Here is a 24,396-nt window from a genome sequence, read left to right as displayed (position 1 = left end):
CTAGAGGAGCGAGGAGCGTTACGACTTGGAGGCACCGGCGGTCAGACCGGTGACCAGGTGGCGCTGCACCAGGTAGAAGAAGGCCGCCGACGGGATCGCGATCAGCACGGCGGTCGCGGCCATCAGGTTCCACTGGGCGTCGTGCTCGCTGACGAAGGTCTGCAGGCCGACGGCCAGCGTGTACTTGTCGGAGCTGAGCATGAAGGTGGAGGCGAACGGCACCTCTGCCCAGTACGTGAGGAAGGAGTAGAAGGCGGCCACCGCCAGGCCCGGGCGGGCGAGCGGCAGCACCAGCCGCCAGAAGGTCCCGAACGGGCTGAGCCCGTCGACCCGGCCAGCCTCGTCGATCTCCACCGGGATGGTGTCGAAGTAGCCCTTCAGCAGCCAGGCGCAGTACGGCACGGTGGTGGTCGAGTAGACCAGGATCAGGCCCAGGTAGCTGTCCAGCAGGCCGAGGCTGGAGAGCATCGTGTACATCGGCACGATCAGCACCGCGATCGGGAACATCTGGGTGACCAGCAGCGACCACATCAGCGGCCGGTGGCCGGGGAAGCGCATCCGGGAGACGGCGTAGCCGGTGGTGGCGGCGACCAGGACACCGAACACGGTGGTGACGCCGGAGACCAGGACGGCGTTGCCGAACCAGGTGAAGAAGTCGGTGTCGAACAGCACGTGGTGGTAGTTCGACAGCGTGAGCTTGTCGAGGATCGCACCGGGGTGGAGGTAGTCGGTCTTGTCCGGGCCGAGCGAGACGAAGAGGATCCACGCCACCGGGAACAGCGCGATCAGGCCGGCCACGATCAGGGTGCCGTGGGACAGCGCCCTGGCCAGCGGGCTGCTCTCACCGCGCCGACGGACCTTGGCCGGCCGGGCGGTCGGGGCCACGGTCCTCGCGGGGGTGGGGAGTTCGGTGGTGGTGCTCATCGGGGGTACCTGCCTTCGTGGGTCAACTGGGTCCGGGGCCTCAGCCGTTGGCCTGCTCGTTGCGGGCGAGCCAGCGCCGGTAGAAGGCGGTGAAGACGATCAGGATGGACAGCAGGATCACGCCGTAGGAGGCGGACTGCGCGTAGTCCCGGGGGATCTGGCCGAAGCCGAGGCGGTAGGCCCAGGTGACCAGCAGCTGGGCGTCGGGCGCGCCGGTGCCGAAGAGCAGGAAGATGACGTTGAACTGGTTGAACGTCCAGATCACGCCGAGCAGGACGACGGTGGAGGAGACGGCGCGCAGCCCGGGCAGGGTGACGTACCGGAAGCGCTGCCACGGCGTGGCACCGTCCATCTCGGCGGCCTCGTACAGCTCGGCCGGGATCGACTGCAGGCCGCCGAGCAGCGAGATCATCATGAACGGCACGCCGGCCCAGGTGTTGACCAGGATCGCGGCGGTCTTCTGCGCCAACGGGTCGGTGAGCCAGCCGGGTTCGGGCAGGTGGAGGAAGGAGAGCATGCTGTTGACGACGCCGCCGTCGGAGAGCATCAGCCGCCAGGAGAAGACGGTGACGAAGGTCGGCACGGCCCAGGGCAGGATGAGCAGCATCCGGTAGACGGCGCGGCCGCGCAGCTTCTTGTTCAGCAGCAGGGCGAGGCCCAGGCCGAGGGTGTAGTGCAGGAAGACGCAGATGGCCGTCCAGGCGATGGTCCAGACGAAGTGGGACCAGAAGCGGTCGTACGAGCCGGGGCCCCACAAGATGTCGGCGTAGTTGTGGAAGCCGACGAAGTTGTAGCTGGCCGGGATCTCGTTGACGCCGATCTTGCGGGCGACGTTGAGGCTGTTGGCGTCGGTCAGGGTGAGCCAGACGCCCTGGACGAGCGGGTAGAGCACCAGGGCGCCGAGGACCAGCACCACCGGGGCGATCATCGCGTAGGCGTACCAGTGCTTGGCGTAGGAGCGCTTGACGCGTTCCAGCAGGCCCGGACGCTGGTCGCGCTCCCGGCTGCCCTTGCCGGTGGCGCCCTGCACGGCGACTGACATCGATTGACACCTTCTCGGGGGGAAGTCTCGGGGAGAGCGGGTCCGGCCGCCGGGCCCGCCGGGTGGCCGCCGACGGCGGACGGCGAACAGATAACAGTCGACAGATAACAGATGATGAAATCTGTTATCTGTTCGCTGTCATCTGTCAGCCGCTACCTGTTGCCTGCTGGCTGCCACCTGTCCGCCGCCGGCGGCCGCCGCGATCACGGCGGCCCGGACGGTCGGCGGCGACTACTTGGCGAAGCCCGGCAGCAGCTTGGCGTAGTCGGTGGCGACGGTGTTCAGCGCGTCCTGGGTGCCGGTGCCCTGGACGGCCTTGCCCAGGTTGGTGCCGAGCGAGGAGAACAGCGAGCTGTACTCGGGCAGTTCGGGGCGCGGCTTGGCGCTGCCGAGGACGGCCTGGAAGCCGGCGATGCCGGGGTCGGCCTTGACGTCGGCGGTGAAGGCGTCGGAGCGGGTCGGCAGGGTGGAGTTCTTCTGCGCGATGAAGGCCTGGCTCTCCGCCGAGGTCATGAAGGCGGCGAACTTCTCGGCGGCGGCCTTGTGGGCCTGGTCGGCACCGGCGTAGACGGAGATGTTGTGCCCGCCGGTGGGCGCGCCGGACTTGCCGCTGGAACCCGCCGGGACGGGCGCGATGCCGAGGTTGTTCTTGTCGGCGAACGCGGCACCCTTGTAGATGTTGGTGATCTCCCACGGGCCCTGGACGATGGCCGCGACCTTGCCGCTGTTGAAGGCGTCCATCATGTGCGCGTAGGCGTCGGTGGTGACGTCGGCCTTGGCCATGCCGGGCGCGGTGAACATCGTCTTGTAGGTCTCGATGGCCTTGACGGCCTCCGGCGAGGTGACGGTGATCTTCTTGCCCGCGGCGTCGACGGTGTCGGTGCCCTCGCCGAACAGGAACGGCATCGCGTAGTAGCCGTCCGCGGCCTTCAGCCAGAAGCCGTCGACACCGGCCTTGTCCTTGAGCGCGGCGGCGTCGGTCTTCAGCTCGTCCCAGGTCTTGGGGGCGTCGGTGATGCCGGCCTTGGCGAACAGCTCCTTGTTGTAGAGCAGGCCCAGGGTGTCGGTGACCAGCGGGACGCCGTACAGCTTGCCGCCGTACTTGGCCTGCTGGATCAGGCTGGGCTGGAAGGCGGAGGTGTCGGCGGCGGCCGGGGTGCCGTCGAGCGGCTCCAGGTAGCCGGCCTTGGCGAAGGCGGCGGTCCAGCCGACCTCGGAGCGGAACACGTCCGGAGCACCCTTGGCCCCCATGGCGGTCTGGAGCTTGTTCTGCGCCTGGTCGAACGGGACGTTGACGAAGTCGACCTTGACGTTCGGGTTGGCGGCCTCGAACTTCTTGACCAGTTCCTGGTAGTTCGGCGCCTCGTTGGTGGCGTTCGAGGTGTCCCAGTAGGTGAGGGTGACCGGCCCGTCGGCCTTGCCGTTTGAGCTGGAGCCGCTGCTGCCACAGGCAGCCATCGAGACCGCGAGGGCCACAACGAGGGCAGAGGCCGCGATGCCACGCCGCATGAGAACTCCTTGGGAGGGTGGGGGTGCCCGAGATGTTCGGAGACAGGCGCATAATGGCTGCCTCGTACCGACTGCACCGTTGCTGCCGTCGGGCTCGGAAGGAAGTTAACAGCGGTGCAATAGCGACGGAAAGTCCTTGCAGCAAGTTTCTGCAAGAAATGGCGATCGTTACGCCCACGTGTCCTGGACGTAGCCGCACGGTAGTTGACAGTGTGACCAAATGTCCGAGTTCGCCCCCTTCGGGTCGATACTGGATGGCCGAGAGCACCACCCTCCCTGGCCGAAAGTCGCTTGCAGCAGACTGAACGCATGCGTATCAGAGCTGCCATGAGGGACGAACTGCCGCTGCTGTGCGAACTGGAGCGGGCCGCCGGAGCCCCCTTCGCCGCGATCGGCATGCCGGAGATCGCCGACGACGAACCACCGTCCCCGCACGAGCTGGCCCACTACCTGGACGCGGGCGTCGCCCTGGTCGCCGTCTCCGACGAGACCGACCTGCCCCACGGGACCGACCTGCCCGACGCGGCCGACCTGCCCCAGCAGCCCGGTCCCGGTCCGATCGCCGGCTACCTGCTCGCCGAGCCGGTGGACGGCGCCCTGCACATCGAACAGGTGTCGATCCACCCCGACCACGCCCGCCGGGGCATCGGCCGGGCGCTGATCGAACACCTCGCGGCCGGCACCGACGCCCCCGCGCTCACCCTCACCACTTTCGCCGACGTCCCCTGGAACGCCCCCTACTACGCCCGCTGCGGCTTCCGCCCGCTCGCCGACCACGAGCTCACCCCGGGCCTGCGGGAGATCCGCCGCAAGGAGGCCGAGCACGGTCTCGACCGCTGGCCCCGGCTCTGCATGCGCCGGGACCTCGCACGGGACCCCCGGCAGGCCCCCCAGCGGGACCTCACCCCGGACGCGCCCGGAGCGCTCAGCTGACGCCCAGCCGCAGCACCGTGGTCGAGCGGAACTCATCCCCCGGCCGCAGCACGGTGCTCGGGAACGCCGGGTGGTTCGGGGAGTCCGGGAAGTGCTGGGTCTCCAGCGCGATCCCGGCGAACGGCCCGTACGGAACGCCGCTCGCGCCGGTGACCGCGCCCTGGAACTTGTTGGCCGTGTAGACCTGGACGCCCGGCTCGGTGGTCAGCACCTCCAGGGTGCGCCCGCTGACCGGGTCCTCCAGCAGCGCCGCCCGGGCCGGGCCGCCGTCGGCCGGCCGGGCCCGGAGCACCCAGTTGTGGTCGTAGCCGCCGGGCCCGGCCAGCTGCGGGTGGTCGTCGTGCACCGACTTGCCGATCGGCGTGGCCATCGTGAAGTCGAACGGCGTGCCCGCCACCGGTTCGGTCCGCCCGTACGGGATCTGCCGCTCGTCGGCCGGGGTGTAGGCGTCGGCGTCGAGGGTGAGCAGGTGACCGAGGACGTCGCCGTTCCCCTCACCCGCAAGGTTGAAGTACGCGTGGTTCGTCAGGTTGACCACGGTCGGCTTGCTGGTGACGGCACGGTAGGCGATCACCAGCTCGCCGGTCGGGTCCAGGGTGTAGGAGACGGTGACGTCCAGCGCGCCGGGGAAGCCCTGGTCGCCGTCCGGGCTGTGCAGCCGCAGCCGCACCCCGTCCTCGATCCGCTCGGCCTCCCACATCCGCTGCGCGAAGCCGTCCGGCCCGCCGTGGATGGTGACACCGCCGCCGGTCGGGGCGAGCGGGTGCTCCTCGCCGTCGATGGTGACCCTGGAGCCGTCGATCCGGTTGGCGTACCGGCCGACCACGGTGCCGTAGTGCCGGGCCGGGCCGAGGATCTGCGTCAACTGGTCGGTGGAGAGCAGCAGTTGGGCGGGTCGCCCGACGCGGTCCGGGCCGCTGAAGGTGTGCAGGGTGGCGCCGAGGGTGAGCACGCTCGCCTCGTACGGGCCGGCGGCGAGCGTCCAGCGCTCGATCGCGGCGCCCGCGCCCGAGGGGTCGAGGGGTTCGTGCCGCACGCTGGTGGCCTCGCTCGCCATGGCCTGCTCCTCACTGGCGGTCGCGGGGTGCCGTGACCGCCCCGGTTCCGGGTCCGTCCAGGGGGTCGCCACGGCGACCCCACGTCTGCGTCAGCCTAGCGACGGCGACCGCCCCGGGAGCGCTCCCGTGCCTCCGCGCGCCGCCCGGGCGCCCTCCGCCCGCGCGCCCGGGCCGCCACGGCTACTCCTCCTCGGACTCCGCCACCGACCGGGTGGCCCCGCGCGGCTGCGCCGGCAGCCCGAGGGCGGAGGCCAGGCCGTCCGGCCCGCTGCCCGCCTTGCGGTAGACGGCGGCCAGTCGGCGGTTGACCAGGCTGAGGTGCACGCCGAGCTCGTCGGCGATGCGCTGCGGCGGCACGCCCCGCACCGCGAGGTTGGCGACCTCCCACTCCGGCTGGCTGAGCGTCTCCCGGAAGTCGCGGAGCCCCAGCCGGTTGGGCCGCAGGCCGTAGTTGGCCAGTTCCCGCCGCGCCTGCTCGACCAGTCCCTCGGCCGAGCAGTGCTGGGCCAGTTCGATGCCCTGGTACAGGTACTCCTGCGCGTCCTCCAGCCGTCCGACCCGGCGCAGCGCGGCGCCGAGGTCGACCAGCGCGACGGCGTGCTCGTACCCGGCCGGCGACTGGCCGAGGTACGTCACGGACTGCTCCAGCAGCTCGACCGCCTGCTGGCCGTCCTCGATCTGGGCGTTCAGCCGCAGCGCGGTGCCGATCGCCGAGGCGGTGCCGAAGGTGCGGGCGTCCTGGACGGCCTTCTGGGCGTATTCGCGGGCGCGGTCGGGCTCGTCGGCCGCGATCGCGATGGCGAGGTGGCCGGCCCAGGGCGCCCAGACGGTGTTGTGCCAGCCGCGGGCCTCCAGTTGGGCGCCGGCCTCGGTGAGTGCGGCGGCCGCCCCGGCGTAGCGCTTCATGGCGATCAGCAGCTTGCCGTACAGCGAGGGCGCGTCGGGCAGCACCATCGCGGTCGCGTGGTACGGCGGGTGGAAGCGGAACTCGCTGGCGAGTTCCCAGGCCTCCTCGATCCGGCCGCGGGCGAGCAGGGTGTCCACCAGGACGCCGACGGCGTCCCAGGCGAGCGGCAGCTTGGGGCCGATCCGCTCGGAGAGTCGCAGTGCGCGGCGCAGGAAGTCCTCGGCCTCGGCGAGCAGGCCGCGGCGGAAGCGGGCGAGGCCCATCAGGAAGTACGCGAAGCCCCGGTGGGCCCCGCTCCACCCGGCCACCTCGAACTGGATGATGGCGTCCGCGAACAGCCGCTCGGCCTGGGCGATGCGGTCGTTGTAGGTGTAGGTGAGGCCGAGCATGGAGGGCAGTTCGAAGCCCCAGGTACTGTCGGTCCAGCCGAGTCCCTTGGGCAGCCGGCCGGCGTCGAGGACGCCGTCGGCGTAGGTCAGCGCCTCGGCGGAGGGGGCGCCGCGCAGGGTGAGGTCCCAGGCGCGCATCGCGAGGACGGCCCGGTCGGCGGCGTCGCGGGTGCTGAGGCCGTCGCACATGGTGCCGAGCTGGGTGGAGCGGCCGGGCCCGTCCTCCTCGGACTTGCGGAAGGCGTGCCACATGAACGAGGCGGCCTGGAGCCGGAGTCGGCCGGCCGGGTCGGCGGTCTGCCGGGCCTCGTCCTGGCAGACCAGCGCGGCCTGGCGCAGTTCGCCGCTGTGCGCGAGCACCTCGGAGAGCCGGAAGGTGGCGTCGACCCGCAGTTCGGGGCGCAGCGGCCCCTCGTCGGGGTCGAGGGCGAGCTTGAGCTGGTTGACGGTGGCGACGGGGTCGGTGAGCAGGGCGGAGCAGCCCAGTTCGTACAGCACCTCGGCGCGGATGTCGTCGGCCGGGGGTTCGTTGAGGGCGCGGTGCAGACAGCGCTGGGCGGCTTCGGGGGCGCCGATCAGCAGGTGCTCGACGGCGGCCCGGCGCAGCTTGCGGACGGTCTTGTCGTCGCCCTCGCCGGAGAAGGTCTCGACGAGGTGACGGGAGGCGGCGAGCAGGCCGAGACCGGCGTTCTCGATCTCGGCGGCGGCGACCCCGTGCATGCCGGTGCGGGTGGCCTCCGGCATGGTGTTGTAGATCGAGCTGCCGATCAGCGGGTGGACGAACTCGAGGTTGCCGTTGGGGGTCTGGGTGAGCACGCGCTGCTTGCGCAGCTGCTTGATGGCCTCGCGGGCGCCCTCGGTGGTCTGGGCGCAGATCCGGGTGGCGAGGTCGACCCGGATGTCGGTGCCGAGCATCGCGCAGGCCCAGGCGAAGCGCAGGGTGCTGGAGCCGAGCCGGTCGATCCAGCTCTTGAGGGTCATTCCGGTGGCGTCGACGGCGAGTTCGCGCAGTTGCTGGGAGTTCTCCTCGACCGGTTCGAGGTCCTGGTCACGGACCTGGTCGAGCAGGGCGACGGCTTCGAAGGGGTTGCCGTTGACGACGTTCCAGAACTCGTAGCAGAAGGCGTCCTCGGCCTTGTCGCCGAGTTCGGCGCGGATCATGTCGGTGACGGAGGTCAGCGAGAGCCGGTTGAGCTCGTGCTTGCTGGTGGCCAGGCCGAGGACGGCCTTGCGGTGCTGCTGGATCTCGGACGGCCAGTCGTTCTCGTCCTCGCGGAAGGCGAAGACGAGCAGGACGGGCAGTTCGCGGGAGCGGACGGCGAACTGGGTGAGCCAGGAGAGCGACTCGTGGTCGGCCCAGTGCAGGTCGTCGACGATCATGACCAGCGGGGCCCGGCGCGGCGCGAGTTGGGTGAGGACGTAATCGAGGCCGTCGCGCACGCCCTGGGGGTCGAGGCGGCGGGCGCCGGCCTTGGGCTGCTTGAGGCCCATGGCCGGTCCGACGACCTCCTCCCAGGTGCCCATGACCTGGCTGAACTCGTCGGGCCGCAGGTTGGTGAGGGCGGGCTGGAGGAGCTGGCGCAGCACGTGGTAGGGCTCGTTGAACTGGCGTTCGCCACCGCGGGCGAACAACACGGTGGCGCCGTCCCGGAGTTTGGCGATCCGTCGGACCTCGTGCAGCAGGCTGGTCTTGCCGATGCCGGGGCGGCCGGAGAAGGCGAGCAGTTCGCCGATCTCGGTGCCGCCGGCGGCGAATTCGCGGCAGAGCTTGTCGACGGCCGCCTCGACGGAGCGCAGTTCGGCGTCGCGGTCGCGCAGCCTCACCCTCGGCGAGCCGATGTCGCCGTCCCGGTCGGAACCTGATCCCGTCCGAAGTTCGTTGCCCTGCTCGGTCACCGTCGCGCCTCCGCCTCGCCGCTCGCGTCACAGCCCGTGTCGCCGCTCGCATCACTGCTCGTGGAGCTGAGGTTAGCGCTGCGTGGCGCTCGCTGTGGGGCATTCGCGCAGGCTGGGGCCGACGGTGAGGGTTCGGACGGCTTGCCCAGGGCAATTGCCCTATACCCCTAACGTCTGATCATTACATCAGATACCCTACGGCGCGCGAGGCGAAGATGATCTTTCGCTACCAACCTCTCCCCGAAAGCCTCGCCGCGTCAACTCCCCCACCCCCAGCATGAGAACCACTAGCACCCCCACCCTTCGCTGCACCGGGAGTCCGATGTCTGACGACAGCTCACTTCAGATTCCGTTCCCGCACCGCCGCAGCCCGCACGGCCCGCGGGCCACCGCGCTGCACCGGGACTGGCTGGCCCGCCACCCGCTGCTCCCCGACGCCGACCACCCCGGGTACGCCCACTGGGAGGTGGTCGACCTCGCCGCCCTCGGCTACCCCGACACCGGCCCGGACGAACTCGCCCTCGCCGCCGACCTGATGGGCTTCTACTTCCTCTTCGACGACCAGTTCGACGGGCCGCTCGGCCGCCGCCCGACGGAGGTCGCCCCCATCTGCGAGCGGCTGATCGCCGTCCTGCACGGTGCCCGCCCCGACCAGGACTCGCCGGTCGAGACCGCCTTCGCCGACCTGTGGGACCGCAGCGTGCACGGCATGCCCGCCCGCTGGCAGGCCCGCGCCGCGTACAACTGGGAGTGGTACCTGGCCAGTCACCCCGCCGAGGCCGCCGGCCGCATCTCCACCCGGCCACCCGACCGCGACGGCTACCTGGTGCTCAGACGGGGCACCGCGGCGATGGAGACCATCTTCGACATGGTCGAACGCCTCGGCCAGTTCGAGGTGCCCGCAGCCGTCCTGCACCACCCGGTGCTGCGTCAACTGCGCCAGCTGGCCGCCGACATCCCCTCGCTCAGCAACGACGTCCGGTCGTTCCCGCTGGAGGCCCCGCGCGGCGACGTCAACAACCTGGTGATGATCGTCCAGCGCGAGCGCCGCTGCTCGGCCGAGGAGGCCTGCGCGGTGGTGCTGGAGGAGGCGCAGCTGATGGTCGAGCGGTGCCGGGACCTGCACGACCGACTGCCGGACGTCTACCGGGAATTGGGCCTGTCCCGGGTCGAACGGACGATCGCCCAGCGGTACGCGGACGGGCTGGTCACCTGGCTCGCCGGCTACCTGTGCTGGGAGTCCCGCACCGGCCGGTACCACGCGGTCTGACGACCCCTGGGCCACCGGTACCACCGGACCCGCCGCCCCCCCGCGGGGGGGGGGGGGGGGGGGGGGGGGGGGGGGGGGGGGGGGGGGGGGGGGGGGGGGGGGGGGGGGGGCGGCGGGGACGCGGGAACGCGGTGCGCGCCCGCCCGCGCAACGGCCGGAACGCGCACCCTCCGTACGGGCCTGGCGCACGGACCGTAGCCGCGCCCGCGCCGGGCGGCTATCGTGCTCGACGGCGGACGCCCCGGCGGGCGTCCGCCCCGAGTTGCGTGTCCGCACCCTCCCGCCGGGCCGCCCCGCGCCGGGCGCGGCCCGGCGCGCCGCCCCCGCCACCCGGTCCGGGCGGCGCCCGACGTCGCGAGGAGACACCAGAGCATGACGGTCTACCAGCCCCCCGGCACGCCCGGCAGCATCGTCGCCTACCGCTCCCGGTACGAGCACTGGATCGGCGGCGGCTGGACCCCGCCGGTGCGCGGCGAGTACTTCGGCGACCCGACCCCGGTCACCGGCGAGGTGTTCACCGAAGTCGCCCGCGGCACCGCCGAGGACATCGAGGCCGCGCTGGACGCGGCCCACGCCGCCGCCCCCGCCTGGGGCCGCACCCCGCCCGCCGAGCGGGCCCAGGCGCTGCTGCGGATCGCCGACCGGATGGAGGCGAACCTGGAGCGGCTGGCCGTCGCGGAGAGCTGGGAGAACGGCAAGCCGGTGCGCGAGACGCTGGCCGCCGACCTCCCGCTCGCGGTCGACCACCTGCGCTACTTCGCCGGCGCGCTGCGCGCCCAGGAGGGCGGTCTGTCCCAGCTGGACGAGGACACCGTCGCGTACCACTTCCACGAGCCGCTGGGCGTGGTCGGCCAGATCATCCCGTGGAACTTCCCGATCCTGATGGCGGTCTGGAAGCTCGCCCCGGCGCTCGCGGCCGGCAACGCGGTGGTGCTCAAGCCCGCCGAGCAGACCCCGGCCTCGGTGCTGCTGTGGGTCGAGCTGATCGCCGACCTGCTGCCGCCCGGCGTGCTCAACATCGTCACCGGCTTCGGCGGGGAGGCCGGCGCCCCGCTGGCCTCCAGCAACCGCATCCGCAAGATCGCCTTCACCGGCGAGACCACCACCGGCCGGCTGATCTCCCGCTACGCCAGCGACAACCTGATCCCGGTCTCGCTGGAACTCGGCGGCAAGAGCCCCAACCTGTTCTTCGCGGACGTCGCCGACGCCTCGGACGCCTTCTACGACAAGGCGGTCGAGGGCTTCGCGATGTTCGCCCTCAACCAGGGCGAGGTGTGCACCTGCCCCAGCCGGGCGCTGATCCAGTCCTCGGTCTACGAGCGGCTGCTCGCCGACGGCCTGGAGCGGGTGCGCGCGATGCGCCAGGGCGACCCGCTGGACACCGAGACCCAGGTCGGCGCCCAGGCCAGCGTCGAACAGTTGAAGAAGATCCTCTCCTACTTCGAGATCGGCCAGGCCGAGGGCGCCAAGCTGCTGGTCGGCGGCGAGCGGGCCGACCTCGGCGGCGCCCTGGCCGGCGGGTACTACGTGACGCCGACGGTGTTCGAGGGCGTCAACAGCATGCGGGTCTTCCAGGAGGAGATCTTCGGCCCGGTCGTCTCGGTCACCCGCTTCGAGGACTTCGCCGAGGCGATCACCCTCGCCAACGACACCCAGTACGGGCTCGGTGCGGGCGTCTGGACCCGCAACCTCAACACCGCCCACCAGGCCGGACGCGCCATCCAGGCCGGCCGGGTCTGGACCAACTGCTACCACGCCTACCCCGCCCACGCGGCTTTCGGCGGCTACAAGAACTCCGGCATCGGCCGGGAGAACCACAAGTCGCTGCTGGAGCACTACCAGCAGACCAAGAACCTGCTGGTCAGCTACTCCCCCGACGCGGTCGGCTTCTTCTAGGCCGCACCCCTCGCGCAGGCCACGCCATCGCGCAGGCCACGCGCTTCGCGAACCGCGGAATCTCGCGCAGGCCGCGCCCTGCGCGAACCGCGGAACCAGGAACCGCGTAAACGCGGAGCGGGAGACCGGTCCCGGTCTCCCGCTCCGCTGCCACTCCCCGTGGCCGCAGCGCGAACGCCCGTCCGGACGTCCTCGCTGCACAACCCTTCGCTGGGCAAAACGCCCATTTCGGGATCTAAGCACATGAATACGCGATTTTCTCGACGCGCCGCCGACATGCCCGCACACACCCGGCGAACGTCGTAAACAGGACTCCCCGCCCCTCACCCCCCGGGAGTCCCGATGTCCATCTCCCCCGCCAAGCTCTCCGACCCCACCGTGCGCGCCTTCGTCGCCGCGGTCAACGCGGGCGACCGCGACGCCTTCCTGGCCACCCTCACTCCGGACGCGACCATGTCCGACGACGGCTCCGACCGCGACCTGGCCCAGTGGATCGACAAGGAGATCTTCACCGTCCGCGGCCGGATGGACGTCCAGACCGAATCGGACGGCGGCCGCGCGCTGATCGCCAACTTCACCAACGACACCTGGGGCGAGATGCGCACCGCCTGGCGCTTCACCGTCACCGGCCCGAAGATCATCCGCTTCGAGACCGGCCAGGCCTGACGGCCCGGGACCGGGCCCGGCGCTACCCGGACAGCCCCAGGCACCCCCGCACCGAGCGGATCAGGTTGCGCGAGCGGATGTCGCCGGTGACGCCCGGCTGCATGCCGTTGGTGACGTAGCCGAAGCCCAGCCCGAGCTCCGGGTCGGCGAAGCCGAGCGAGCCACCCCGGCCGGGGTGGCCGAAGCTCGCCGGGGAGGCCATCGGCGCAGTCGGGCCGTGCCGCCAAAAGCCCAGGCCGAAGGTGGAGTTGACGATCAGCACCCGGTCCGGCCCGCTCACCGCGGGCCCGACCGCGCGGGTCAGCACCCCCGGGCCGAACAGCGGCGGCAACAGTGTGCCGGAGCCGTCCGGGCGGTCGGCGGCGCCGATCAGCGCCGCGTAGAAGCGGGCCAGCGAGCGGGCGGTGCCGATGCCGCCCGCGCCGGGGATCTCGGCGGCCTGCACCGCCGGGTCGTTGAGGTCCACCCCGGGGCGCACCGAGGCGAAGGACCGCGCGGTCAGCGAGGCCGGATCCTGGTAGGCGTCCCGGACGGACTGCTTGGGCCGCAGCCGCAGCCCGCTCGGCCCGGTCCGGGCCGCCTCCGGGGCGGGCAGGTCGACCAGTCGGCCGACCCTCGGCGCGGCCCCGGCCGGCAGCCCGATCCACAGGTCCAGCCCGAGCGGCCGGGCGATCTCCTCGGCGAAGTACTGGCCGATCGTGCGCCCGCTCACCCGCCGCACCACCTCGCCGACCAGCCAGCCGAAGGTGTACGGGTGGTAGCCGTGCGCGGTGCCCGGCTCCCAGGCGGGCGCCTGCGCGGCCACCGCGGCCACCGCGCGCTCCCAGGTGAGCACGTCCTCCAGCCGCAGCGGCACGTCCAGCGCGGGCACCCCGGCCTGGTGCGACAGCAGCCAGCGCACCGGCACCCCGCCCTTCCCGGCCTGCGCGAACTCAGGCCAGTAGGAGGCCACCGGGGCGTCCAGGTCGAGCAGGCCGCGCTCGGCGAGCAGCAGCGCGGTGGTCGCGGTCAGGCCCTTGGTGACCGAGCGCAGCACCTGGGCGGTGTCCGCCGTCCAGGGCACCGCCGGCGCGGGTCGCCCGCCGACCTCGGGCCGGGCGTCACCGCCCCACAGATCGACCACCTTGCGGCCGCGCACGTACAGCGCGAAGGCCGCGCCCAGTTCGCCGTACGCGTGGAAGTTCCGCGCGAAGGCCTCCCGCACGGGCTCGAACCCCTCGGCCGTCTCGCCCCAGATCTCCACCACCGCGCGCCGCCCTCCGCCTGTCCGGTCGGTTCCTGCGTTTTCCTGTGCTCCCGCCCGAGTTCGATCACCTCGGATCACCTCGGATCACATCCGATCGCGTCGCACTCGCAAAGCGTTCGAAGCGGGCCCCGAAACCCTAACCTGTCCGTCATGACCAACCCTGCCGAAGAACTGCTGGACGTCGTCGACGAGCACGACCGGGTGATCGGGACCGCGCTGCGCGGGGAGGTGTACCGACAGGGGCTCACCCACCGGTGCGTCTTCGTCCTGGTCCGCGACCCGGCCGGGCGGATCTTCGTCCACCGCCGCACCGACACCAAGCTGTTCGCCCCCGGCGCGTACGACATGTTCGTCGGCGGCGTGGTCGGCTCCGGTGAGACGTACGCCGAGGCCGCCGTCCGCGAGGCCGAGGAGGAACTCGGCGTGCACGGGATCACCCCGCGCCCGCTCTTCAAGTTCCTCTTCCAGCAGGACCGGCTCTCCTGGTGGAGCGACGTGTACGAGGCCGAGTGGGACGGCCCGGTCCAGCCGCAGGAATCCGAGGTCGCCTGGCACGCCTGGCTCACCCCCGCCGAACTCGCCGACCGCCTCACCCGCGACCACTTCGTCCCCGACGGCCGCGAGGCCTACCGTCGCTACCTGGACCTCCACACCGCATAGGCCCCGCCCCGGGCGGCGGATAGGGTGGCGCGCATGGCCTCCCGTACGCCGTCGCCGACGGCCGCCCGCGCTGCACGGACCCCCGCCCCGGAGCAGGCACCGGACCGGGCGGCGGGTCGGGCGGCGGGCCAAACGCGGGACCGGGCGGCGGGTGAGCGGCCGCGCCGCAGGCTCAGCGTGGACGAGCGGCGTGAGCAACTGATCGCCGTCGCGCTGGAGCTGTTCAGCCGGCGCCCGCCGGAGGAGGTGTCCATCGACGACATCGCCGCCGCCGCGGGCGCCTCCCGGCCGTTGGTGTACCACTACTTCCCCGGCAAGCAGGCGCTGTACGAGGAGTCGCTGCGGCGGGCCGGCCGGGAGCTCTCGGCGCGCTTCGAGGAGCCCGCCGACGGGCCGCTGTCCGAGCGGCTGTACCGGGTGATGGGCCGCTACCTGGACTTCGTGCAGAGCCACGGGCCCGGCTTCGCGGCGCTGCTGCGCGGCGGCTCGGTGGCGGCCAGCGCGGGCACCTCGGCGGTGATCGACGAGGTGCGGCGGTCCGCCCACGACCAGATCCTCTCCCACCTGGCGATCCCCGCGCCGAGCCCCGGGCTGCGGCTGACCGTCCGGGCCTGGATCGCCAACGCCGAGATCACCTCGCTGGAGTGGCTGGCCGAGCGCTCGGTGCCGCTGGAGGAACTGCAGCTGCACCTGGTGCAGGAGTTCGTCGCCGCCCTCACCCTCACCGCCGCCCGGGAGCCGGCGCTCGCCGCCGAACTCGCCTCGTTCTTCGCCGACGAGCGTCCGGACGGCCCGACCGGGCGCCTGGTGCGGGAACTCGCCGGGCTGTTCACCGTCCCCGGGATCGCCGAAACGGTCACCGCGCTCGCCACCGCGCCGTCCGGCGAAACGTCCCCGCAGGCCACGGGCGAAACGGCCGCGGCTCCCATCGAGTGATCCGCCGGTTCGGTCCCGACAGCGGGCTCTGATAGGAATGAGCACGGATCCGACGGCACCCCGCCACGGGCGCGCGCGGACCCACCCGAACCAGCGACCGCAGACGCAGCAGAGCGGGGGGCTCATCAGTTGACCCAGGACGTCCAGTTCAGCGCGGAGGCCAATCCCTTCGCGGCGGCGGAGCAGGTCTGCGCGACCCTCGGCACGCTCACCGACGCCCTCTTCGACGAGCGCACCTCCCGCCACCCGGCGGCCTCGCTCAGCGCCCTGCGCCCGGCCGAACACCCCGACGCCGAGGCGCTGTTCGGCCTCCCGCTGGCCCCCAACGGACCGGTGCACGCGGCCGTGGACCGGCTCGGCACGGTGATCAGCGCCGGCACCGCCCGCCCCGGCACCGGCGCCCGGGTCGCCGACCGGGTGACCGCCGCCCTCCACACCCGCTACGGCGGCGGGGCAGTGCGCGGCGCGATCGCCGACCGGGGCACCACCTCGGCCGCGCTGTTCCAGCTGCCGGTCACCGGCGAGTTCGCCGACCCCAAGCTGCGCCCGCCGTTCGCCCCGGCACTGGCCGCGCTGGCCGGCGGGCAGCAGACCCGCCAGCCGGTCGAACTGGCCACCGGCGCGGGCGCCGAGGTCCGGCTGGTGGTCCCGCCCGGCTTCCACCCGCTGACCTCCCCGGGCGGTCCGGCCGGGGTCTGTGCCCGTGCGGTGCCCGCGCCGGCGGGCGGGGCGGACGGCGTCGACCCGGCCACCGCCGCGGCTGCCGAGGAGCTGACCGGGCATCTGGCCGAGGTCGCCGAGGAACTGTTCAGTGGTGACGGCCCGGAACCGCGCCGCGACTTCGCGGTCATCGCCGCCACCCTCACCGACCTGGTCCACGACGCCGGCACGGTCTACGCGGGCGTCTGCGCCCTGGACGTGGACGGCCGGGCCTCCGACGCCGCCCTCGTCGTCTCGCTCGCCCGGCACCCGCTGCCGATCACCGCGCTCGCCACCGAACTCGCCACCGTGCGGCGGCACGCCGAGGTGTGGACGGTCCTGCTGCCGGCCGGGCCGGCCGCCGTCCTGGTCGAGGGACGGACCGTCCCGGTGCCGGGGCAGCTGTCCGCCGACGGGCAGCGGCGCTGGGTGGTCACCTCGGCCGTCGAGGCCTTCGTCCCGCTGCCGGACGGCGGCACCGTGCTCTGCGCACAGCTGTCCACGGCGCAGCCGGAGGACTGGGAGCTGTACACGCAGGCGTTCGCGGAGCTGCTGAAGAGCGTTCAGTTCGGCTGGGACGGGGAAGTGGCCGGCACCGTGCCCGTTCCCGCGCCCGTGCTTGTGCCTGCCACCACCGCGTCGGCTTCCGCTCCCGTCGAGAGGACGCCGGAGGAGGAGGCGGAGGAGGAGGTGCCGGTGCACCTGCGCGGCACGCCGGTGCAGGTCCCGCCCGCGGACTTCGACCCGTTCGCGCCCGTCGCGGAGGTCGTCCCGGTCGACACCGAACCGGAGGCGGCGGCCTCGCGGAAGGGGACGCCGGTCATGGTGCCCCCGCCGGACTTCAACCCCTTCGCCCCGGAAGGCCTCCCGTCCACCCCGGGCACGGCAGCGGCCGCCCCGACCGCCGACCCGTTCGGCACGGTGACGGCCGACCAGCCGGACCCGTTCGGCACCACGCTCGCGGCGCAGGGCCCGGCCGTCCCGCCGCCGCACTCCGCGCCGCCGGTCGTTCCCGCGCAGGCTGCTCCCGCGGAGGACGCCCCGCGGAAGGGCACTCCCGTCATGGTGCCCCCGCCGGACTTCAACCCCTTCGCCCCGGAAAGCCTCCCGTCCACCCCGGACGAGGCGCCGGAGGCCGACGCGGCGGAGGCTTCGGGCCCGGAGACCAGGCCGTTCGGCTGAGCCCCGCCGGGGAGGCGGGCAACGGCGAACGGCCGACGGCGAACAGATAACAGCTGACAGATAACAGATTTCATCTTCTGTCAGCTGTTACCTGTTCGCTGTCCGCCCCCGGCCCCCGTCACGCTCCCCTACCCCGCCGTTCGGCCACCGCTCCGTTCGATCACCGCACCGATCCCGTCCAGCATCCGCGCCATCCCGAACTCGAACAGCGCGTCCAAGCCCAGATCGACCCCCGGCCCCCGGTTCAGTGTGTGGAACATCGGGAACCGCTCCGGGTCCGCCATCAGCCGGTCATGGTCGTCATCGCCCAGACGCTCCATCCACTCGTCCGCAGACATCCCGCTGTCCTGCTCGTCCTGCGCCTCCCGCTCGAAGTGGATGGCCAGCCCGCAGACGAAGGCCGCCAGGGCGACGGAGGCCTGGGCCATCTCCTCCGTGCTCAGCCCCGACCCCGCCAGCACGGCCAGTGACCGCTCGGTGTGCAGGGCCGCGTCCGGCGCCAGTACCGGCCGGGTGAACGACATCGTCGCCGCCAGCCACGGGTGGCGGCGATAGATCCGCCACTGCAGCCGCGCGACCGTTTCCAGCCCCTCCCGCCAGCCCGCCGACAGCGGGTCGGGCAGCGGCTGCTCGCGGAAGGCCTCGCCCATCATCAGCCGCAACAAGTCGTCCTTGCTGGGCACATGGCGGTAGAGCGACATGGTCGCGGCGCCGAGTTCGGTCGCGACCCTGCGCATCGACAGCGCCGCCAGCCCCTCCGCGTCGGCCACCTGGATCGCCGTCGCGACGATCCTCGCCCGGGTGAGGTCCCGCTCGCCGCCGTCCCGCGGCCGCCGCGCCCCGGCAGTACCGGGCGCACGTTGCGCATCCTGCGGATTCCTCAACTCCCGCACCGGCTGCGGGTCCCCGGCCGCGCCGACCCGCCCGACCACCACCGTCCCCACCCCCGGAACGGCACGGACCAAACCCTCCTCCCGCAACCGGGTCAGCACCCTGGTCGCGGTGGCCATCGCCACGCCCCACTCCCTGGTGATCCGCCGGGTCGACGGCACCCGCGCCCCCGGCGCCAACTCCCCGGCGGTGATCCGCCGCCGCAGCTCCGCCACGATCCGCCCCGACGGCGTCCCGTCCTCCACCACGCCTCGCCTCCATCCGGGCACCACGGCCCACCGGCAGAGCTCCGACAGAGCACCGACAGGGCGCCGCAGCACCGCACTCACCAGGACCTGTCCGACACATGATCGCGCAGTGGCCCCGCGCCACCACGGGAACGGCGATCGGGCACGCCTAATCCCCCATGAGCCACAGATAGCTGCCCGGCGTCGTCGCACAGGCGGCCAGCAGCCTCGCGAGATCACGAACGGCGACCGTCTGCGACTCGTTCACGCACAACGGCAACAGGCCGGGAACCTCCAGCAGGACGGCCCCGGCCTCGCCCGCGTCGAACAGCGTGTCGCCGAAGGGGGCCACCGAGCAGAGCCTGCCCGGGCCCTTCCTCCCCAGAGCCAGCACCTGCGCCAACGCCTCGCCGTGCCCGTAAGACCCTTGAAGGAGCGTAGCCCTGGAGGCATCCCACACGTCCCACTCGGTCCACGCGGGCCGCTCGGAGTGCAGTTCGAGCTCAATCCCCATGATCGCCCCCCTCCAAGCCACACGCCGAAGCCCACCGAAAGCCCACCACAAGCCCACCCGCGATCCCGCCGCGAGCCCAAAGAGAAGGCTGCGAGCGGCAGTTGAACCACCCGCCGGGGCCCAGCACCAGGAGGCCGGCCGCCGCAGCACCCGGGCCCTTCAATGCGTCACCGGAAACCAGCAGTTGACCGCCTCCGTGGACAACGCCCGGACCCAACAGGAAGGTTGGTGAGGCCCTACGCCGTCAGTCCGCGCGCCGGGCCAGGTGGACCACGTCCGGCACGCCCCGGCTGACCGGGATCTCGTGCGTGACGACGTCGGAGAAGCCCACCGCCCGCAGCGCCTCCTCGAAGCCCGCGGAGGGCTGCGCGCTCCACACCGCCAGCACCCCGCCCGGCTGCAGCCGGTGCCAGAGCACCGCGAGCCCGTCGGCGCCGTACAGTCCGGCGTTGGAGTCGGTGACGGTCCAGTCCGGGCCGTTGTCGATGTCGAGGCACAGCGCGTGGTAGCGCTCGCCGTCGGCCGCCGCCAGGTACTCCAGCAGGTCGGTGTGGAGGACCTGGACCCGCCGGTCCTCCAGCGCGCCGCCGGAGAAGGCGCCGAGCGGCCCGTTCCGGTGCCAGTCGATGATGGCGGTCTCGCGCTCGACGATGGCGATCCGCCCCCAGCGCGGCTCGGCCACCGCGTACGCCAGCGAGAAGCCGACGCCGAGGCCACCGATCAGCACCGAGGGCCGCTCGACGGGGGCGCCGGTGCGGTCCAGTTCGTCCAGCGCCGCCTGGATCAGCAGGCGTTCGGAGCGGCCGTCGACGGTGTCCATCAGGAAGCAACCGTTGGCGATGATCTCGAAGTGCCGACCGCGCTGGCGCAGTACCACCTCACCGAACGGGCCGTCCCGGCGGTCGAGCGTGACGACGGCCTCGTGAACGTCCCGTTCGGGCAGTGCGGTGGACATGCGGCTTCCTCAGCGGACTCGGGTGCAGGAGCGTCCCGGCGGACGAGTACCCGCCCGACAATAGCCGAGTCCGCCCCCGGCGCCCGTCACGTCGTGACCAGCACTCCGGCGTAGGAGACGCCCGCGACGACCACCCAGGAGCCGAGCCCGAGCAGGGCGAGCCGCCCGCCGGTACGGACCATGCTCGGCAGGTGCACGGCACTGCCGAGGCCGAACAGCGCAGCGGCCAGCAGCAGTTCCTGGGCGTCCCCGGCGAGGGTGAGCGCCCGCTCCGGGAGCACCCCGGTGGTCCGCAGGACGATCATCGCGAGGAACCCCGCCACGAACAGCGGGACGATCGGCGGACGGCTGCCGATCTTGACCGGGTTCCTGGAAGGACCTTCGCTCACGCTCTCCGTCCCGACCGCACCCGTCCCGACCACACCCGTCCCGACGACGGCCTCCCCGACCAGGCCCGCCCCCGCGACGGCTTCCCCGCCCCGCCGCGCCCGGCGCCGCACCGCGACGGCCATCCCGGCGACCAGCGGCGCCAGCAGCACCACCCGCATCAGCTTGACCAGGACGGCCTCCCGCAGCGCGCCCGCCCCGCCGGTCTGCGCGGTGGCGACCACCTGCCCGACGTCGTGCACGCTCGCGCCGACCCACCGCCCGAACTCCACGTCGCCCAGCCCGAACGGCTGCTGGAGCAGCGGCAGTACGGCGATGGCCAGCGTCCCGCACAGGGTGACCAGGGCCACCGAGGCGGCGACGTCCTCCTCCTCGCTGCCGGCCGCCTGGCTGACCGCGCCGATCGCCGAGGCCCCGCAGATGGAGTACCCGGTGGCGACCAGCAGCGGCTGGTCGCCCGGCAGGCCGAGCCGTCGGCCGAGCCAGAGCGTGCCGGCGAAGGTGGCCGCGACCACCGCGAGCACCATGGCGACGGTGGCCCAGCCGAGGCCGAGCACGTCGTCGAGGCTGAGCTTGAGCCCGAGCAGGACGATCCCGAGCCGCATCAGGCGCTTGCCGGCCGTGGACAGCCCGGGCCGGGCCACCCCGCGCACCACCGGGCGCAGCCCGGGCAGGTGGGCCGCCGCCATGCCGAGCACGACGGCGGCGGTGAGCTTGGGCACGGCGGGCACGGCCGCGTGGACGGCGATCGCGGCGGTCACCCCGGCGGCGGCGAGCAGCAGGCCGGGGGCGTCCCCGCCGAGCGGGGGCAGTGAGCGGGTGCGCGTGGCGCGCTCCCGGAGGGTCAGTGCCACGCCGCCCTCACTGCTGCTGGTCGGCGGGCAGCCTGTAGACGCGCCGGATACTGGTGCCGAGCCGCGAGACGTCCGCGCCGTACACGTGGATGGAGATGGCGGTGCTGTTACAGGCGTTGCGCACCAGGTGGATGTCGCCGGGCGGGGCGAAGGCGGCGACGGTGCCGGCCGGGCCGGCGACGTGCTCGGTCTCGACGAGGCGGGCGGTGCGGCCGTCGGAGACCAGCCGGTAGCGGGTCTCGCTCTCCTGGCCCCGGTGGACGCCGGCCACGCACCAGGAGACGTGGTCGTGGATCGGGGTCTGCTGGCCGGGCAGCCAGACCAGGGCGACGACGGAGAAACCGCCGTCCTCCTCGGCGTGCACGACGTGCTGGCGGTAGCGCTTCGGGTCGCCCTCGCACTGGGCGGGGGTGAGCAGCGCGTCGGGTCCGTCGAAGTCAGCGTGCAGGTGCGGGGCGAGGCGTTCGCCGACCAGGTAGGCGGTGAGTTCCGGGGGCAGTCCGCGGTCCACGACGGCACGGATCTCGCCGATCAGGGCGGTCATCCGTTCGGTGAGCCGGTCGCTGCCGACCGTGGCTGGGGGTGTCATGCCTGCAGGTTCGGCCGCACCAACCTATCACGTCCAACGAGGGTTCTTAAGCTTCCCCCCAATCTCAGCTTATGAATCGCCCCGGCGAACACCCACCGGAGCCACGACTCGGCACCCGTTCGACATCCGGCCGGCAGCCGTTCAGCGCCTGATCAGCAACGGCTCAGCACCCGACCAGCGACCGCCCGACACCCCACCAGTACCAGATCAGTACCCGCTCAGCAGCCGTTCAGCAGCCGATCCGGCTCGCCGCCGCCCGCCGCAGGTGGTCCAGCACCAGCCCGGTGGCCGGGATCCGCCGGTGCTCGCGCAGCACGTACGCGCTCACCTGCCGCCGCAGGTGCGGCTCGACGGCCCGCCCGGTGACCTTGCGGTGGCACATGAAGGAGAGCACCAGCGCGGGCATCAGCGCGATCCCGACCCCGGCGGCGACCAGGCTCTGCACCGCGAGGTTGTCGTCCGTGGAGAACACGATGTCCGGGGCGAAGCCCTCCTCCGCGCAGACGTTCAGCAGGTTGGCCCGGCAGCGCGGGCACCCGGCGATCCAGCGCTCGCCGTCGAGGTCGGCGAGCCGTACGGCGTGCCGACGGCCGAGCGGGTGCCCGACCGGCAGCAGCACGGTGAGCAGGTCCTCCATCAACGGGATCTCGTCCAGCCCGTCGGGCACCTCGGTCGCGCCGCCGGGGTAGCGGAAGGCCAGCGCGATGTCGCACTCCCCGCGCAGCAGTCGCTGGACGGAGTCCGGCGGTTCGGCCTCCAGCAGCTCGACCCGCACGCCGGGGTGTTCGGCGAGCAGCCGGGCCATCGCCTCGGGTATCAGGGTGGCGTTGGCACTGGGGAAGGCGCAGACCCGCACCCGCCCAGAGCGCAGCCGGGCGAGCGCGGCGAGCTGCTGCTGGGCGGCGGAGAGGCTGCCGAGGATCAGTTCGGCGTGCCGGGAGAGCGCCTCGCCGGCCTCGGTGAGCCGCAGTCCGCGCCCGGCCCGGGTGAACAGCGCGACGCCGACGGTGCGTTCGAGCGCCTTCATCTGCTGGGTGATGGCGGGCTGGGTGTAGCCGAGTTCGCGGGCGGCGGCCGAGTAGGAGCCTGCTCTGACGACCTCGTGGAACGTCCTGATGTGCCGCGAGTCGAACACCGGCTCCATGGCCCCTCCGCCCAGTCGTCGTCCAGCCTCCGCAATCATAAGAGGAAATTGGAGGTGCCCGCTCTATCCCCACCCGCACCTATGGTTCAGGATCGAACCAGGCCCCTCACTGCTGCGCGGACGGCGGCAGCCCCATCGCCACCCCGGCCTTGACCACCGGCGCCCCGCCCCGCATGCTCGGGCTGCGCCGGCTGCGGCGCTCGACCCAGCGGGCGAGCCAGGAGAGCAGCAGGCACATGCCGATGTAGATCGGCGCGATCACGATCACCACCGGGATGAACGGCAGGTCGTAGTCGAGGTTGGTGGCGATCAGCTTGCCCGCGTGCAGGAACTCCTCGTAGGTGATCAGGAAGCCCAGCGAGGTGTCCTTGAGCGCGACCACCAGCTGGCTGATGATGGCCGGCAGCATGGCCCGGTTGGCCTGCGGCACCAGCACGTACGTCATCACCTGGGTCTTGCGCATGCCGAGCGCGTAGGCCGCCTCGCGCTGCCCCTTGGGCACCGCCAGCACGCCGGCCCGGAAGACCTCGGCCAGCACCGACCCGTTGTACAGCACCAGGCCGGCCACCAGCGCCCACAGCGGCTGCACCTTGAGCGCGACGAAGACGAAGAAGATCATCACCAGCAGCGGCATGGCCCGGAAGAACTCCACCACCACCGTGGAGAGCACCCGCACCACCTTGTGGTCAGACAGTCGCCCGGCCGCGAACAGCGCGCCGAAGGGCAGCGCGAACAGCACCGTCCAACCGAAGGCCCTGAGGGTGTTGCCGAGCCCGCGCAGCAGCAGGTCCTGGACGCCCCGGTACTCGAAGGGCATCCACTTCTGGTAGGTGAACTGGTGGGTGTGGAACAGCATGTAGACGATCCAGCCGATCAGCGCCGCGATCAGCAGCAGCGCGATCCCCCCGTACAGCCGGTGGCGGGCGAGCGCCTTCGGACCGGGGATGTCGTACAGCGCCGAGGATCCAACGGTCATCGCGACACCGCCACTCGTCGTTCCAGCAGGTTGAAGACGGCGCTGATGGCCAGGGTGATGATCAGATAGCCGACGGCGATCCAGACGAAGGTCCAGATGATGCTGTAGCCCAGCTCGTTGATCGTCCGGTAGGTGCCGAGCAGTTCGGTGACGCTGAACGAGCCGGCGATCGCCGTGTTCTTCGCCAGCGCGATCAGCACACTGCCGATCGGCGCGACCACCGACCGGTACGCCTGCGGCAGCACCACCACGCTCATCGTCTGCCCGAAGCTCATGCCCAGGCTGCGCGCCGCCTCCCCCTGCCCCGCCGGCACGGTGTTGATGCCCGAGCGCATCGCCTCGCAGACGAAGGCCGAGGTGTAGCAGCCGAGCGCGGCCACCGCGAAGGTGAAGAACGGCAGCGTGATGTTGAAGCGCGGCAGGCCCAGCACCACGATGAAGAACAGCAGGGTCAGCGGCGTGTTGCGCAGCAGCGTCACCCACACCGTCCCGAACACCCGCAGTGGCCGGACCGGCGAGACCCGGAAGCCCGCGATCAGCACGCCCAGCACCAGCGACAGCACGGCGCTCACCGCGAACAGCGAGAGCGTGCCGAGGAAGCCGTCCCAGTAGGTCGACCAGTTGTCGGTCAGCGTTTTCACAGCGC

At 72.4% G+C, this 24,396-nt stretch carries 21 protein-coding genes; 7 read left to right on the top strand and 14 right to left on the bottom strand.

Annotated features, from left to right (window positions below; genetic code table 11):
* Positions 1-18: 18 nt before the first annotated feature.
* From ACIPLC_RS24385 to ACIPLC_RS24375, 3 genes are all read right to left on the bottom strand, one after another.
* Positions 19-924 (bottom strand): sugar ABC transporter permease, encoded by a 906-nt coding sequence (locus ACIPLC_RS24385; RefSeq protein WP_400475118.1) that lies wholly within the window; start codon positions 922-924, stop codon positions 19-21.
* A gap of 40 nt (positions 925-964) precedes the next feature.
* A complete protein-coding gene (locus ACIPLC_RS24380; protein ID WP_400475117.1) occupies positions 965-1,966 on the bottom strand; it encodes a carbohydrate ABC transporter permease in 1,002 nt (333 codons plus the stop codon).
* A 231-nt stretch (positions 1,967-2,197) separates the two neighbouring features.
* Positions 2,198-3,475, bottom strand: coding sequence for an extracellular solute-binding protein (locus ACIPLC_RS24375; protein WP_400475116.1), 1,278 nt, complete (start codon positions 3,473-3,475; stop codon positions 2,198-2,200).
* 309 nt (positions 3,476-3,784) lie between these two features.
* Between ACIPLC_RS24375 and ACIPLC_RS24370 the strand changes: the two genes are divergently transcribed.
* A complete protein-coding gene (locus ACIPLC_RS24370; RefSeq protein ID WP_400475115.1) occupies positions 3,785-4,408 on the top strand; it encodes a GNAT family N-acetyltransferase in 624 nt (207 codons plus the stop codon).
* On the opposite strand, the gene ACIPLC_RS24365 is transcribed toward ACIPLC_RS24370, so the two are convergent.
* Positions 4,401-5,465 carry an aldose epimerase family protein gene (locus ACIPLC_RS24365; RefSeq protein WP_400475114.1) on the bottom strand — a complete coding sequence of 355 codons (1,065 nt, stop codon included), beginning with the start codon at positions 5,463-5,465 and terminating at the stop codon, positions 4,401-4,403. The two genes, ACIPLC_RS24370 and ACIPLC_RS24365, sit on opposite strands and share 8 nt — an antisense overlap.
* A 181-nt stretch (positions 5,466-5,646) precedes the next feature.
* Positions 5,647-8,658: an ATP-binding protein gene (locus ACIPLC_RS24360; protein WP_400475113.1), complete on the bottom strand. Its 3,012-nt coding sequence runs from the start codon at positions 8,656-8,658 to the stop codon at positions 5,647-5,649.
* Positions 8,659-8,980: 322 nt separating this feature from the next.
* Between ACIPLC_RS24360 and ACIPLC_RS24355 the strand changes: the two genes are divergently transcribed.
* The 3 genes from ACIPLC_RS24355 to ACIPLC_RS24345 all read left to right on the top strand — a co-directional run bounded on the left by ACIPLC_RS24355 (position 8,981) and on the right by ACIPLC_RS24345 (position 12,490).
* Positions 8,981-9,928 carry a terpene cyclase gene (locus ACIPLC_RS24355; protein ID WP_400475112.1) on the top strand — a complete coding sequence of 316 codons (948 nt, stop codon included), beginning with the start codon at positions 8,981-8,983 and terminating at the stop codon, positions 9,926-9,928.
* Positions 9,929-10,300: 372 nt separating this feature from the next.
* Positions 10,301-11,824 carry an aldehyde dehydrogenase family protein gene (locus tag ACIPLC_RS24350; RefSeq protein WP_400475111.1) on the top strand — a complete coding sequence of 508 codons (1,524 nt, stop codon included), beginning with the start codon at positions 10,301-10,303 and terminating at the stop codon, positions 11,822-11,824.
* 342 nt (positions 11,825-12,166) lie between these two features.
* Entirely contained in the window at positions 12,167-12,490 is a 324-nt protein-coding gene (locus tag ACIPLC_RS24345) for a nuclear transport factor 2 family protein (protein ID WP_400475110.1), read from the top strand.
* Between the two features lie 22 nt (positions 12,491-12,512).
* Here ACIPLC_RS24345 and ACIPLC_RS24340 read toward each other — a convergent pair whose 3' ends face one another.
* Positions 12,513-13,736, bottom strand: coding sequence for a serine hydrolase domain-containing protein (locus ACIPLC_RS24340; protein WP_400475109.1), 1,224 nt, complete (start codon positions 13,734-13,736; stop codon positions 12,513-12,515).
* Positions 13,737-13,886: 150 nt separating this feature from the next.
* Here ACIPLC_RS24340 and ACIPLC_RS24335 point away from each other — a divergent pair, with 150 nt between their 5' ends.
* The 3 genes from ACIPLC_RS24335 (at position 13,887) to ACIPLC_RS24325 (ending at position 17,213) form a co-directional block, all read left to right on the top strand.
* Complete coding sequence (locus ACIPLC_RS24335; RefSeq protein ID WP_400475108.1) at positions 13,887-14,396, top strand: NUDIX hydrolase; 510 nt, start codon at positions 13,887-13,889, stop codon at positions 14,394-14,396.
* 177 nt (positions 14,397-14,573) lie between these two features.
* Positions 14,574-15,332 (top strand): TetR/AcrR family transcriptional regulator, encoded by a 759-nt coding sequence (locus tag ACIPLC_RS24330; RefSeq protein ID WP_400475107.1) that lies wholly within the window; start codon positions 14,574-14,576, stop codon positions 15,330-15,332.
* A 129-nt stretch (positions 15,333-15,461) separates the two neighbouring features.
* Complete coding sequence (locus ACIPLC_RS24325) at positions 15,462-17,213, top strand: hypothetical protein (RefSeq protein WP_400475106.1); 1,752 nt, start codon at positions 15,462-15,464, stop codon at positions 17,211-17,213.
* Between the two features lie 128 nt (positions 17,214-17,341).
* Here ACIPLC_RS24325 and ACIPLC_RS24320 read toward each other — a convergent pair whose 3' ends face one another.
* From ACIPLC_RS24320 to ACIPLC_RS24285, 8 genes are all read right to left on the bottom strand, one after another.
* Entirely contained in the window at positions 17,342-18,352 is a 1,011-nt protein-coding gene (locus tag ACIPLC_RS24320) for a TetR/AcrR family transcriptional regulator C-terminal domain-containing protein (RefSeq protein WP_400475105.1), read from the bottom strand.
* 148 nt (positions 18,353-18,500) lie between these two features.
* The gene (locus ACIPLC_RS24315; protein ID WP_400475104.1) at positions 18,501-18,845 is read right to left on the bottom strand and encodes a hypothetical protein; all 345 of its coding nucleotides are present in this window, start codon (positions 18,843-18,845) and stop codon (positions 18,501-18,503) included.
* Between the two features lie 244 nt (positions 18,846-19,089).
* Positions 19,090-19,800 carry a spermidine synthase gene (locus ACIPLC_RS24310; protein WP_400475103.1) on the bottom strand — a complete coding sequence of 237 codons (711 nt, stop codon included), beginning with the start codon at positions 19,798-19,800 and terminating at the stop codon, positions 19,090-19,092.
* Positions 19,801-19,886: 86 nt separating this feature from the next.
* On the bottom strand, positions 19,887-21,035 hold the full coding sequence (locus ACIPLC_RS24305; protein ID WP_400475145.1) for a YeiH family protein: 1,149 nt from the start codon (positions 21,033-21,035) through the stop codon (positions 19,887-19,889).
* A gap of 13 nt (positions 21,036-21,048) precedes the next feature.
* Positions 21,049-21,630 carry a cysteine dioxygenase gene (locus ACIPLC_RS24300; protein ID WP_400475102.1) on the bottom strand — a complete coding sequence of 194 codons (582 nt, stop codon included), beginning with the start codon at positions 21,628-21,630 and terminating at the stop codon, positions 21,049-21,051.
* A gap of 229 nt (positions 21,631-21,859) precedes the next feature.
* Entirely contained in the window at positions 21,860-22,765 is a 906-nt protein-coding gene (locus ACIPLC_RS24295; protein ID WP_400475144.1) for a LysR family transcriptional regulator, read from the bottom strand.
* Positions 22,766-22,880: 115 nt separating this feature from the next.
* Positions 22,881-23,750 carry an amino acid ABC transporter permease gene (locus tag ACIPLC_RS24290; RefSeq protein WP_400475101.1) on the bottom strand — a complete coding sequence of 290 codons (870 nt, stop codon included), beginning with the start codon at positions 23,748-23,750 and terminating at the stop codon, positions 22,881-22,883.
* A complete protein-coding gene (locus ACIPLC_RS24285; RefSeq protein ID WP_400475100.1) occupies positions 23,747-24,391 on the bottom strand; it encodes an amino acid ABC transporter permease in 645 nt (214 codons plus the stop codon). The genes ACIPLC_RS24290 and ACIPLC_RS24285 overlap by 4 nt, the downstream gene beginning before the upstream one ends.
* Positions 24,392-24,396: the final 5 nt, after the last annotated feature.

The organism is Kitasatospora sp. NPDC086801 (assembly GCF_044745805.1).
In the GTDB taxonomy this organism is placed as follows: Bacteria; Actinomycetota; Actinomycetes; order Streptomycetales; family Streptomycetaceae; genus Kitasatospora.
The sequence above is the reverse complement of the archived record's forward strand: the minus strand, read 5'-3'. Positions and strand labels throughout refer to the sequence as shown.

What these genes read in the sequence shown, in the direction of transcription:
- ACIPLC_RS24385 (WP_400475118.1), bottom strand. Translation starts at nt 924, where the DNA reads ATGAGCACCACCACCGAACTCCCCACCCCCGCGAGGACCGTGGCCCCG.
- ACIPLC_RS24380 (WP_400475117.1), bottom strand. Translation starts at nt 1,966, where the DNA reads ATGTCAGTCGCCGTGCAGGGCGCCACCGGCAAGGGCAGCCGGGAGCGC.
- ACIPLC_RS24375 (WP_400475116.1), bottom strand. Translation starts at nt 3,475, where the DNA reads ATGCGGCGTGGCATCGCGGCCTCTGCCCTCGTTGTGGCCCTCGCGGTC.
- ACIPLC_RS24370 (WP_400475115.1), top strand. Translation starts at nt 3,785, where the DNA reads ATGCGTATCAGAGCTGCCATGAGGGACGAACTGCCGCTGCTGTGCGAA.
- ACIPLC_RS24365 (WP_400475114.1), bottom strand. Translation starts at nt 5,465, where the DNA reads ATGGCGAGCGAGGCCACCAGCGTGCGGCACGAACCCCTCGACCCCTCG.
- ACIPLC_RS24355 (WP_400475112.1), top strand. Translation starts at nt 8,981, where the DNA reads ATGTCTGACGACAGCTCACTTCAGATTCCGTTCCCGCACCGCCGCAGC.
- ACIPLC_RS24350 (WP_400475111.1), top strand. Translation starts at nt 10,301, where the DNA reads ATGACGGTCTACCAGCCCCCCGGCACGCCCGGCAGCATCGTCGCCTAC.
- ACIPLC_RS24345 (WP_400475110.1), top strand. Translation starts at nt 12,167, where the DNA reads ATGTCCATCTCCCCCGCCAAGCTCTCCGACCCCACCGTGCGCGCCTTC.
- ACIPLC_RS24335 (WP_400475108.1), top strand. Translation starts at nt 13,887, where the DNA reads ATGACCAACCCTGCCGAAGAACTGCTGGACGTCGTCGACGAGCACGAC.
- ACIPLC_RS24315 (WP_400475104.1), bottom strand. Translation starts at nt 18,845, where the DNA reads ATGGGGATTGAGCTCGAACTGCACTCCGAGCGGCCCGCGTGGACCGAG.
- ACIPLC_RS24310 (WP_400475103.1), bottom strand. Translation starts at nt 19,800, where the DNA reads ATGTCCACCGCACTGCCCGAACGGGACGTTCACGAGGCCGTCGTCACG.
- ACIPLC_RS24300 (WP_400475102.1), bottom strand. Translation starts at nt 21,630, where the DNA reads ATGACACCCCCAGCCACGGTCGGCAGCGACCGGCTCACCGAACGGATG.
- ACIPLC_RS24290 (WP_400475101.1), bottom strand. Translation starts at nt 23,750, where the DNA reads ATGACCGTTGGATCCTCGGCGCTGTACGACATCCCCGGTCCGAAGGCG.